Origin of the sequence: Neochlamydia sp. TUME1 (genome assembly GCF_000813645.1) — a bacterium.
In the GTDB taxonomy this organism is placed as follows: Bacteria; Chlamydiota; Chlamydiia; order Chlamydiales; family Parachlamydiaceae; genus Neochlamydia.
Map to the genome: position 1 here is coordinate 1 of NZ_JRXI01000101.1, position 11,519 is coordinate 11,519.

General features: G+C 38.3%; 8 protein-coding genes. 6 read left to right on the plus strand and 2 right to left on the minus strand.

Translation table 11 applies throughout. From position 1 onward, the window contains the following. The first annotated feature begins 791 nt into the window (after positions 1 to 791). Genes DB41_RS04465 through DB41_RS04475 form a run of 3 tightly spaced genes read left to right on the plus strand, consistent with a single transcriptional unit; the run spans position 792 to position 5,144 of the window. Positions 792 to 2,312, plus strand: a complete 1,521-nt coding sequence (locus DB41_RS04465) for an efflux transporter outer membrane subunit (protein ID WP_039384823.1) — start codon at positions 792 to 794, stop codon at positions 2,310 to 2,312. Then, on the plus strand, positions 2,299 to 3,591 hold the full coding sequence (locus DB41_RS04470; RefSeq protein ID WP_052243904.1) for an HlyD family efflux transporter periplasmic adaptor subunit: 1,293 nt from the start codon (positions 2,299 to 2,301) through the stop codon (positions 3,589 to 3,591). Before DB41_RS04465 ends, DB41_RS04470 begins: the two co-directional genes overlap by 14 nt. 2 nt (positions 3,592 to 3,593) lie before the next feature. Further along, the gene (locus tag DB41_RS04475; protein ID WP_039384825.1) at positions 3,594 to 5,144 is read left to right on the plus strand and encodes a DHA2 family efflux MFS transporter permease subunit; all 1,551 of its coding nucleotides are present in this window, start codon (positions 3,594 to 3,596) and stop codon (positions 5,142 to 5,144) included. Positions 5,145 to 5,318: 174 nt separating this feature from the next. Here the strand turns inward: DB41_RS04475 and DB41_RS04480 are convergent, their stop codons facing one another. Both DB41_RS04480 and DB41_RS04485 read right to left on the minus strand, forming a co-directional pair. Then, on the minus strand, positions 5,319 to 7,022 hold the full coding sequence (locus tag DB41_RS04480) for a hypothetical protein (RefSeq protein WP_155117580.1): 1,704 nt from the start codon (positions 7,020 to 7,022) through the stop codon (positions 5,319 to 5,321). 152 nt (positions 7,023 to 7,174) lie between these two features. Continuing rightward, complete coding sequence (locus DB41_RS04485; protein ID WP_039384828.1) at positions 7,175 to 7,585, minus strand: OsmC family protein; 411 nt, start codon at positions 7,583 to 7,585, stop codon at positions 7,175 to 7,177. A gap of 633 nt (positions 7,586 to 8,218) precedes the next feature. Here DB41_RS04485 and DB41_RS04490 point away from each other — a divergent pair. From DB41_RS04490 to DB41_RS10725, 3 genes are all read left to right on the plus strand, one after another. Next, positions 8,219 to 9,001 carry a class I SAM-dependent methyltransferase gene (locus tag DB41_RS04490; protein ID WP_039384829.1) on the plus strand — a complete coding sequence of 261 codons (783 nt, stop codon included), beginning with the start codon at positions 8,219 to 8,221 and terminating at the stop codon, positions 8,999 to 9,001. A 530-nt stretch (positions 9,002 to 9,531) separates the two neighbouring features. Then, positions 9,532 to 9,900, plus strand: a complete 369-nt coding sequence (locus tag DB41_RS04495; RefSeq protein ID WP_039384830.1) for a hypothetical protein — start codon at positions 9,532 to 9,534, stop codon at positions 9,898 to 9,900. A gap of 274 nt (positions 9,901 to 10,174) precedes the next feature. After that, on the plus strand, positions 10,175 to 11,519 hold a 1,345-nt coding region (locus DB41_RS10725), incomplete at its 3' end, for a leucine-rich repeat domain-containing protein (RefSeq protein ID WP_052243905.1).

The following is an 11,519-nucleotide window of genomic DNA, read 5'->3' on the forward strand; positions in this document are numbered from 1 at the left end:
GACTTTTGGCTTAATATCAACTAACTTAAACGTGGGCTGGCCACAGTATGGACATAGCCGTATAGGATTTATAGGAGTAATTAAAACTCTAACCGTATCCTCCTGAATATAAATGTCCTTAAACTTTACCCCTTCCAGATTAATAAGCTTTGTTAGATAATCATTATTTAGCATTTGTTCACTCTTCTTTATTGTTTGCAAACACTAGGATGTGACAAATACTATTTTTTTTTAAGTACTTCTAGCATTAAAAAAAACTTTTACCACACAAACCTCCGAAGAGCCAAAACTTTTTTCCAATAATTAATCAAACAGAGCCAGCGCTTACCTGCTCTTTGCCCTTTTATCTATTTTTTAAGCGCCTAATAATAGCCGCAGGAAATGAAACATCGTCTCAACTATTATTGCTAGCTTAGCTTTTTGCAAAGAAGCAATCCTGCTTTCCAGAAGAAAAGAAAAGCTCCCCTGAACTACTCTGACAATCAATCACGAGCAGCAGATTAAAAGTGATCCTTGATAATAAACCCTCCCTGTAGGTTAACCCTTCGTTACACTTTTTCTTTAAAGAGAAATTTTCATTGAATCTTCTTCGCCCTCAAAGTAAATTTTGAAAATTTTTCAATCAGTAATTAAGAGAAGGGAGCTTTTTCCTTGTCGCGCGTGAGTAATCAAAAAAAATCTCCTGAAGGACAAAATCTATCTTTTAATCTGCTTAAGTAGGAATAAATATCTAGAATTTATTTCAGTAAAAACGTAAATAAAGAAGTTTTGAAAAATTAGGCACCTATATCATGCTTGCTAGGCCAATGAAAAAATATAAGATACCTTCCTTAATTTCTATCTTAGCTTTCTTATCCCTTATCACAATCAATTTTACGAGCTGTTTAAAACAACGTCAACCCAATATTTATGAGTTTCCTACTAGAGCTTTAGAAGAATCGCTCCTCTCAACAATTAATGAAGGGCCATTTACTCCGGGTGAATGGCCCCAGGCCCACTGGTGGTTAATGTTTGGCGATAGCCAACTCGATAAGCTTATAAGCAAGGCGTTATCTGATAATCCAGGTATTAAAATTGCTCAAGCTCGTGTAAAAATAGCCAATTATGCTGCTCGAGCAGCAGGTTCTGCTCTATGGCCTACGCTAGAACTTGAAACCGATATAGCTCGGTCGCGCACAAGTAAAACAGGTACAATTGCATCTATAGCTTCATCCTCCCCCCCAGCCTCAACTTTTACTACCCCTCCAGCTTTCCCTACTCGTTCCGGGGGATTTATTTTTACGCAGACAGAAATTAATTTAGACGCCCATTACCAGCTCGATATATGGCAGCAAAATTTAAATAGCTTTAAAGCTGCTGTAGGCGAAATTTTAGCTAGCAAAGCAGATGCAGCTTTTTCCTCCGTCATATTAAGTACTTCTATAGCCCAAACTTATTTCCGTTTGCAGGTTTCCTATGCGCAAAAAATATTGGCTTTAAAGAAACTTCATAATCGCGCTGAGTACCTCCAATTGGTAGAAAAACGCGTTAAAAATGATATTGATAACCAATGTGTTCTAAAAAAGGCTCAAACATATCATTTAGAAGCACAATTGCTACTCAAGCAAGTTCAACTTAAAATTAAAGCCTATAAAAATCAACTGCAAGCCTTAATAGCAGGAGATTTCTGTGAGCCCATAGAAGCAATCGCGATTGAAAATCAAGACCTCTTTCTCTTTTCGCTACCTACAAATCTACCCTTTAACCTTTTAGCGCATAGGCCTGATGTGACAGCAAGCGTCTGGCGAGTAGAAGAAGCAGCAAAAAAAATTAAAGTTGCACGAGCGGCTTACTATCCAAGCTTTAACATACTGGGGCTTTTTGGCTATCAAACTCTTCACCCTCATGACCTTTTTAAATGGAGAAGTATTTATGGGCAAGCAAGCCCCGCCATTAACTTGCCCATTTTTGAAGGAGGACTCCTTCAAGCTAATTTAGGCACAGCGCATGAAGAATATTACATTGCCATCGAACAGTATAATCAATCTATTCTCACAGCAGTCCAAGCTGTATTAGATAGCATAGCGGAGTTAAAATATGCTTTTGAAGAAATGCAAGATTCTGTACAAATCACCAAGCTATCAGAAGAAAACTCACTACTTATTAAAGAAAAATTTAAACATTATCTAGCTTCTTACTTAGATGTATTAGACGCCGAGTTTGACAAAACCTCTCAAGAGAATAAAAAGCTAGTAGCCTTAGAAAATTATTACATTCGATTTACAAGCTTAATCAGTGCATTAGGGGGTGGATACGAGAATGAAAGCCAATGAAGAAACGTCCAGGATGATAGAAGATACAATAAAAGATTCAGTAGCCCGACCGCAGAAGACTAATAAATCCTCTGAAAAATCGCCTAACCCTGATAATCTAGATAGCCAAGAGCCCTCATCTTCCCCTTTATCTCCCTCTAATACTATCAAGAGAAATAGAAAGCTTTGGGGATTTACATTAATCTTGGCCTTAGCAAGCCTAAGCTGGGGTTTACTCTATGTGCTATATCTTCAAGGTTACGAAACTACAGATGATGCTTACGCGAGTGGGAATATGATTAACATTAATCCCTCTATCACCGGTTCTGTAATTGCTTATTACGTGGATGATACGGATTTTGTGACCGAAGGCCAACTTTTAGTACAACTCGACCAAACAGAATATTTACTCAAATACGAGCACTCTCTGGCCTCCTTGGCTTCCACAGTCTTAAAAGTACGTCAGCTTTATGAGAAAGTAAAAGCAAGTCAATCGACCCTAGAAGCACGCAAGATTGCTTTGTCAAAAGCAAATTATGACTATGAAAATCGCTCGCACCTTGTAGGAATGCAAGCTATCTCTAAAGAAGAATATACTCATTCTAAAGCCGACTTATCTATAGCGAAAGCTACTCACCAAATTGCTGAGGCAGAGCTAGCGGCCGCTATAGCAGCCGTCGGAAATACATCTTTAGAATGCCATCCTCTGCTTATTGAAGCCAAATCTCAAGTCCGTAAAAGCTATTATGATTTACAGCATTGCCGCATTTATGCACCCGCCACAGGTTATGTAGCTCAACGTACCGTTAACGTAGGACAATCCGTACGGCCGCAAACGCCTCTTATGGCTATCATTTCCCAGAATGATTATTGGGTAGAAGCAAACTTTAAAGAAACTCAATTAAAATTTATGCGTATTGGCCAACCGGCTACGATCAATTTTGATATGTATGGTTCAAAGATAGAATATGTAGGAAAAGTCGTGGGCATAGCTTCAGGTAGCGGCAGTAAGTTCTCTTTAATCCCTCCTCAAAATGCAACAGGAAATTGGATCAAGATTGTTCAACGCCTACCTGTACGTATAAGCGTTGAGCCTGAGCAAATGAAAAAATATCCTTTGCGCTTAGGAATTTCTGCTAAAGTTAAAGTAGATATTAGCAATCAAGATTTACCTATGCTTGCCAGCACCTCTCCAGGCCGCCCTCTAGCTGCTACTACAGTGTTTAATGTTCATTTAGAACCCATCGATCATGTAATCGACGAAGTAATTCAAGCAAACTTAAAGAAAAAAGATGATTAGCGATGAAGAATGAACAATACGAACAAGGATATAGGCTTACTTTACTTAATGTGGCACTAGGCTTAGGAACATTTATTCAAGTGCTAGATACTTCGATTGCAAATGTAGCCATTCCCTATATTGCTGGCAATTTGAATGTAAGTACTGAGGAAGGCACCTGGGTGATCACTTCATTTTCTGCTAGCAATGCTATCATTCTTCCCCTTACCGGTTGGTTATCTGATTATTTTGGCCGAGTACGCCTTTTTTGCTGGTCTATCGCTCTATTTACCATTACCTCATTCTTTTGTGGATTTTCTTCATCTCTTAGCATGCTAGTTTTTTTTCGTGTATTGCAAGGCGCTGTGGCGGGCTCGTTAATTCCCTTATCCCAAACTTTATTATTAGCTAATCATCCTCCGGAAAAGCAGGGGAACGCTTTAGGTTTTTGGGGAATGATTGTTATTGTAGCTCCAATTTTAGGACCTATTCTAGGTGGTTACTTGACCGATTTTTATAGTTGGCCATGGATATTTTATATGAATGTTCCTATTGGTTTATTTTCTGCCAGTGTAACCTGGTATTTACTTAAAGATAAAGACAGCCAAGTGGTAAGAAATCCCATCGATTGGGTTGGGATTGCTTTGTTATCGCTAGGAGTAGGATGCTTACAGATTATGTTAGATAAAGGCAAGGATTTGGATTGGTTTAAATCTAACACTATTCTCGCACTCGCAATTGCTTCTATCATTACCTTAAGCTATTTTATTATATGGACTTATTATCAACCTTATCCTGTAGTCGATCTTTCTTTTTTTAGAAATATCAATTTTGCTTTTGGCTGCCTTGCAACTACGATTGGCTTTTTATTTTATTTTGGTAGTACTGTGACCCTTCCTCTTTGGCTACAAACAGAACAAGGCTATACCCCTTTTTGGGCAGGTTTGGCGGTAGCTCCTGTAGGGATTATCCCTTTTCTACTCTCTACTAGTGTAGGAAAATATATGAACCGCTTTGATCTTCGCTTTATTTCGTCGTTAAGTTTTCTGTTTTTTGCTTTAAGTTTTTTTTACCAAGCTCATTTTACTACGGCTATTAGCTTGCAAGCAATTATGCTTGCCCGTTTCCTCCAAGGATTGGGGGTAGCTATTTTCTTTTTACCTCTTGTACAACTCTCTTTAGGTAATATCCCCAAAAACCGCTATGCAAGCGCCTCGGGTCTTTATAATTTTATCCGTATTCTTGTCGGGAGTGGATTTGGGACATCTTTGTCTATTGAGTTATGGACTCGCCTTAAAACCTTTCATCGTGCTCGCCTTACAGAAACTTTAACAATTTTCAACTCTTCTACCGAAAAATTCTATGAAACTCTAGAAAATTATCATCCTTTTTTTACCTCAGACGTTTCTAATCAACTTTTAGAAAAGCTGATTGAGCAACAAGGCTATATGCTCTCTACCAATGATTTAGCTTGGCTAGCAGCTTGGGGCTTTTTAGCTATGATTCCTTTAATTTTTTTGTGTAAAAAAGTTAAGATGTCTAATAGTAAATCCTCTACTACGGCTGCTCATTAAAGCAAGATGGTTGGCTCTAATCAAACTTTATTTAACCTTATCCTAATAAAGAAGCCTGCTGAGCGCCTGCTATAAACTACCTCTTGCTAATGAGCGACAGAGGGATGTCTACAAGCTCGATGTTATCCTCTGTATATTGCACTTGTAAATGTTAGAAATAAAGCTATCTACTCCTTAACTTTCCACAATTTTAGTTCGTTGGCTCTTTAATATTTCCTTTAAACTTAGATAAGCACTTTCAGCGCTGATTGCTCCCTCGAAAAAGCTGTGTATAAGGCTTTCTTCTTTTTCTTTAACTTCCTTAGATAGAGACATCCACAAAAAGCGATTGATAAGAGCAAGATAGGAATCTTCTAAGCAATAATAACGCTTAATAAACTCCACTAACTTATCCCACTGCATTCTAAAAGAGCTATCCTGAAGTAATGCTTCAAATTTTTCTAGAAAGGAAGGGACGGGCCAATCTGCAAATTGCTTTAAGAGCTCGCAATACTTTAAAACTTCCGGCAGCATTAATTTTTGCGCTAACCGTATAAAAGCCTCTAGCGTTCCTGTTTTATGCCGACGCACTTCATAAAAAGGAATTTTGCCTGACTGAATGCAATCACTCAATGAGCCGTCGCCTGTACAGCCTACAATTTCTCCACTCAAATTTATTAGTTTAGTAAAATCTGAAGCTGGTAAAGGAAGAACGCAAACTAGCCGTAAAGTTTTTCTTGGCGCCAAATTAATTTGATTTAATACTGTTTCTCTGACAGAAGGTACAAAATCGACTACAAGGATTGTAGAAAATCCATAAGCAAGCATCCAACTATCGCTAAATTGAAGAAACTGTTCTTTTTTCTGCTGAGGAAGAATAATAGTAAGATGGCGGCTATCATGCAGATGGCGGCGGCACATCATCTCAATAAAAATTTCTCTATGAGCAGAAGAATGAGGCAAGTATGCTACTTCTATAGCATAATCCTTTAAATAACTTTTAAGTTGCTCAGCATGGGGCTGATCAACTTGCCATAAATACTGGCATAAAGCTGTACAGCTCCAATGAGAGGTTGTATGGTGATTATTAAGGAAAATCCCTTCCTCAAATGCATTTAATCCTATGCTAAACCAATGCCGTTGAAGGTAGTTGGCTATCCCTTGAAAATTTCCCGCTTCCGCAAAGTAAAGAGATTTTGAAACTAACTCAGGATTATCAAAAGTATTCAAGGCCAAAGCGATGTGAACAATAGCTAAGCTTTTTTTCATTAAAAGATAAAGCTTTTCCGCTTCTGCTTTTTTTTGCCGATAATAATAGTAAGATTGAATAGATCGCTGCACTTCATTAGAAAGCTCTTGAATGGCTACAGCTGCCCGAGGATGTGTTTCTTGCAAAGTTTCATACTCAGCTAAAAGTCTATTATGCTCGAGTAGTAATTGATCTAGCTGCGCTTCACATAAAAAATTTTTCTTCCCCTCTAAAATAGGTTCTAAGATAACGCTGCAAGCTTCCTCGGTTTCTTGAAAAGCATAAATATTTTCCTTTTTTATATGATAAGGATAAGGATCAATGGAAGGCAAGGATTGCTTATGCGTATAAGCAAGATAAACCTCTAAAGCAGGGTGATGTTCTTTTAAAATTTTAGCACATTTAAATAAGGTTACATAATCCCCTATTCCGTCAGAATGCACGGCAGAAAGTAAAAAAACTGACCCAGGAATTTTAGGAGGATGTTGGAGATAAAGAGGTTGGAATAGGTGAAGAAAAGTAAAGCCTACCAAATTATATAAGGCATCCTCTACTTGTAATTTTTCTTCAGCAGAAACTTTTGCCTCTTTTAAGGCTATCCAATAACTATGTAGCGATTCAATTAGAAGAGGATTTAGTTTTCGGATCAAAAAAAGGATCTTCAAAAGGGTTCAGACTATCAAGCATTTATTTTCTCCATAAGAGATCCTTTTTCTATATTTTATTTACCACTTTTAGCCTATCACAAAACCTCAGAGAGGCTAAAAAATTATAAATTTTTACAGCCATCCCTTATAAAGTTTTAGCTATCCCAGCAAAAAATAAGCTCTACTTTTACCTCCGGATGTAAGCTATGATGGACAGGACAACTTGCAGCTATCCTTTCTAAAGCTTGCTTTTGTTCAAGAGAAAAATCCTGAGGAATCTGTATCTTTATTACAATGTTTCCAATGCGACGGATAGGTTGAGTAGCCATGCTCTTTTCTACTTCCAGTCGCATCCCAGTTACATTCCAGTTTTTTCTCTGCGCGTATAAAGCTATAGTTGTCGCTATGCAAGTTGCTAAAGCACTTGCCATCAAATCTGTAGGAGAGAATGATACACCTGTTCCTCCACTATCTACAGGAGCATCTGTCTCTAGTATAGCTCGTGGATCCTCACGAATTACTTGACAGTGCAGCTCACCCGTATATAAAACAGTCACTTTAACCATAAATATCCTCTAATAAACATTCATTAACTTGGTATCTTCCTAGCTTGCTTTCTTATAACATTTTTCACTATTTTTCCTCTTAGTTTCTTTCAAACAGGCCATCAAATAAGGAAGGGAAGACTTATTCAAATAGTTGATTAATTCTTTCTTATTTAAATTTTAATAAAATGATTTTTCTATCTAGCGAACAGGATAAATCTTAAATTTTCTTATCCCTCGCTATCTCGGTCTCCTGCTTGCTCTTAAAGCTCATTCCTTTGACTTTAATTTTTTCTCTTTCGTAAAGATTAAAAAGAGGGACTCTATTAAAAACTGTTAATAATTGCCATATAAGCAAACAATAGTGTTAGATGGGGGGCGTTAAAAGTTTTCTTACCTTTTAGATAAATTTCCTGCTAGCGTTTCCACCCTTTATAAAGATAATTTTCCTCATGAACTTTTCCTTGATCCCACGAGACTATTTTTGCACTGCTCTATCAAGCTGCTTGTTAATCATATCTGTAGAAAGTAAAATCTGTTACCTTGTAAACTCTTCGCATAACAAGTTAACTTCCTATTGCCCGCCTTATGAAGAAAAATAAGAAGTTATCTTAAAGATTTATGTTTACTTAATCCTAGAGAGTTGATTTTTTCATGAAAACACCTACCAAATTACCCCATCCAAAAGCTGCCTCATGGGAGCCTGCCAGCCAATGGTATAAAAACCTTGTCGGCGAAGAAGGTCATTACTACCACCAGCAAATTATTATTCCAAATCTGTTGCGTTTGTTAAACCTTCAAGCTTGCTCCTCTCCTGCTATATTAGATATTGCTTGCGGATCAGGGGTATTAGCCCGCCATCTTCCTACCCATACAAACTATATGGGCATAGACCTTTCTCCTACTTTGATCAAAGAAGCCAAAAAATTGGATACTAACCTTCAGCACCATTATCGGGTAGCAGATGTTACAAAAAACCTTTCTTTAGATGACAAAAAATTTACCCATGCTACCATTATTTTAGCTTTGCAAAATATTTCATCTCCCTTGCAAGTGTTCCACAATGCTTATAAACACTTGGAAAAGCAAGGAGTGTTAATAATGGTTCTTAATCACCCTTATTTTCGGCTTCCTCGCCAAACTTCCTGGCAGATAGATAAGGACAAAAAGCTTCAGTACCGTCGCGTAGATAGATATATGTCTCCTCTAGAAATTCCTATCTGCGCCCATCCTAGTAAGGGGCAACAATCTGCACAGCTTACCTCTTATCATTTCCCTCTCTGTAACTATTTTCATTGGTTAAGAGAAGCTGGTTTTAGCGTATACGATATGGAAGAGTGGTGCTCTAATAAGGTTAGCACAGGTGCAAATGCTAAAATGGAAAATCGTAGTCGCCAAGAATTTCCCCTTTTTATGACTTTATGTGCTCAGAAATAAAAGGCTTTCCCTATAGAGGGATGTCACGTTTTTCTACTTTATTACCCAAGTTTGTAAAAAAGAAAAGCTGCATGGAAGCTTTTGCTTAAGAAAGCTACTTTACCTTTAGGAAAAGATCTAAAATGCTACCTAACTTAACGCGAGTTATCGGATAAGAAAGCACTCTAAGGCTGCTTCAATTATACCTAAACTGTAAGCCAGCACATGTGTTACAAGGTAGAAGGAGTCCTACAACTAACCTTACAGGCCTAGCTGGTTGGCCTATTTTTCTACAAACAACTTATCAAGTTCTTCTTCTAGCTGCTTCCATCCAATCAACTTAAGATAGCTTAAATAAGAGGATGATTTTGATTGAGTTCGCCGCTAAGGCGGAATTTAAAAAAGCGGTCTTGTTGGCTATCTAGCCTGTTTAGTTTCATAGTAAACTTTGCAAGAAATTAAGAGCTTTATAATAGATTTACTTGTAAAGAAAATATAGCATTAAAAAAAAGCTCCTAGAATCTTACTTCAAGGCGAAAATGCTTTAAATCATGTTGGACTATATAGTAGGAGAGAGTGCTCTCTATACGCCAACTATCTTAAAAGTCTTTAAAAGAGAACAAGGCTTATTTGCCACGCGTGTGCCCCTGCAAATCAAAGAGGTAAAAGAATTCATATTTGAAGCGCCTTACGACAAAACTGTAAGGATAGTAGAAGGCTATCGAGCTTTTAAGACTACCTCTTGCTATGCAGGCGTTGAACAAAGATGGGTAGTGATCCTCAGCCAAGCGGCCTATCAAAGAGAATGCCATACTTTAGCTAAGCCTTACCTTAAGGGCAATGCAAAAGAAGCCAAAGCCTTTATTAACCTCATGCAACAAGAATTTTCATGTCCAAACGATGCTGAAGATGCCAATTAGATAAGTTTGTAAAAAAACTTAAATAAATACAGATTATAGAACCTCGATTTATTGCAACTCAAAAGCATACTACGTTTAGTCGGCCAAAGCTGAGCAAAAACCTTCTATATCTAGCTACCGCCTATAAGGCATAGTAGCTTGCTCTTTGCTTAACAAGTTAGCGGATACCCCTCTGGTGATAAAGATAGAAATTCGCTTGACTTGCTTTTTAATTTTTTATATTGTCTTTAAAAAATAAAAATACTAAGCAGTTATCACTGCCCAAGGAAATAAAATGCATCCTATCTCTTCGGCATCTATTGAAAGCTTGCCCAATGAATTGCTGCTCCCTATCTTAGAGGCTTGCGCAGCTCCTCCCTTATTTAGCGTCTGTAAAAGATGGCACCATCTGCTGGCTTCTGAAGTGATGCCTTCTCTTTATAAAAAAATAGGTAAAGTACATGTTTCCCAAGGGGATATTAGCAAACAGGCTTTTATTTTAGATAGGATTTATAAGCTGGATAATAGGCTTTCTGAAGGAGAAAAAGCTAAGGCAATCTTCAAGGAGGCCTTTACTCTAGCTAAATCCCTTGCTCCTGCGGAGCTAGAATTTAAATGGAAAACCCAGGAAAAAAGGTGTTATACTCTGGCTAACTACTCCTCTTATCTGCTGAATATTAATCGCCTTTTGCTTTGGAAAAAACTTCCTAGCGGGAAAGAATACTTAAGACAAGAAAAAATCAAGTATTTACCTTTAGAAAAACAAGGGGAGCTTCTTAGAGATTGGATTAAAGAAAATTGTAAGAGCATCACGGCTCTACGTTTATTTGGAGTAGGCTTGACTTATTTACCCCCAGAAATATGCCAGTTATCTCAGCTGCAAGGGCTTAAGTTAAGCCACAACCAACTCACCAGCCTGCCTACAGAAACCGGGCAGCTGTCTCAACTGCAAAGGCTTAATTTAAGCCAGAACCGGCTCACCAGCCTGCCCGCAGAAATCGGTCAGCTGTCTCAATTGCAAAGGCTTGATTTAAACCAGAACAAGCTCACCAGCCTGTCTGCAAAAATCGGTCAGCTGTCTCAATTGCAAAGACTTGATTTAAGCCAGAACAAGCTCACCAGCCCGCCCGCAGAAATCGGTCAGCTGTCTCAACTGCAAAGGCTTGATTTAGGCCAAAACAAGCTCAGCAACCTGCCTACAGAAATCGGGCAATTGTCTCAGCTGCAAAACCTTTACTTATATCTAAACCAGCTCACCAGCCTGCCTACAGAAATCGGGCAGCTGCCTCAGCTGCTATGGCTTGAATTAAATCACAACCAGCTCACCAACCTGCCAGCAGAAAGCGGGCAATTGTCTCAGCTGCAAACGCTTTACTTAAATCAAAACCAGCTCACCAGCCTTCCTGGAGAAATAGGGCAACTGTCTCAGCTGCAATTGCTTGAATTAAATCAAAACCAGCTTACCAGCCTACCTGCAGAAATCGGGCAACTGTCTCAGCTGCAAAACCTTTACTTAAATCAAAACCAGCTTACCAGCCTACCTGCAGAAATCGGGCAATTGTCTCAGCTGCAAAACCTTTACTTAAATCACAACCAACTTACCAGCCTGCCTGCAGAAATAGGGCAGCTGCCTGAGCTGC

Bases quoted from the DNA above. Each gene is read 5' to 3' on its own strand.
- DB41_RS04485 (WP_039384828.1), bottom strand. From the start codon at position 7,585: ATGGTTAAAGTGACTGTTTTATATACGGGTGAGCTGCACTGTCAAGTA.
- DB41_RS04475 (WP_039384825.1), top strand. From the start codon at position 3,594: ATGAAGAATGAACAATACGAACAAGGATATAGGCTTACTTTACTTAAT.
- DB41_RS04470 (WP_052243904.1), top strand. From the start codon at position 2,299: ATGAAAGCCAATGAAGAAACGTCCAGGATGATAGAAGATACAATAAAA.
- DB41_RS04490 (WP_039384829.1), top strand. From the start codon at position 8,219: ATGAAAACACCTACCAAATTACCCCATCCAAAAGCTGCCTCATGGGAG.
- DB41_RS04465 (WP_039384823.1), top strand. From the start codon at position 792: ATGCTTGCTAGGCCAATGAAAAAATATAAGATACCTTCCTTAATTTCT.
- DB41_RS04495 (WP_039384830.1), top strand. From the start codon at position 9,532: ATGTTGGACTATATAGTAGGAGAGAGTGCTCTCTATACGCCAACTATC.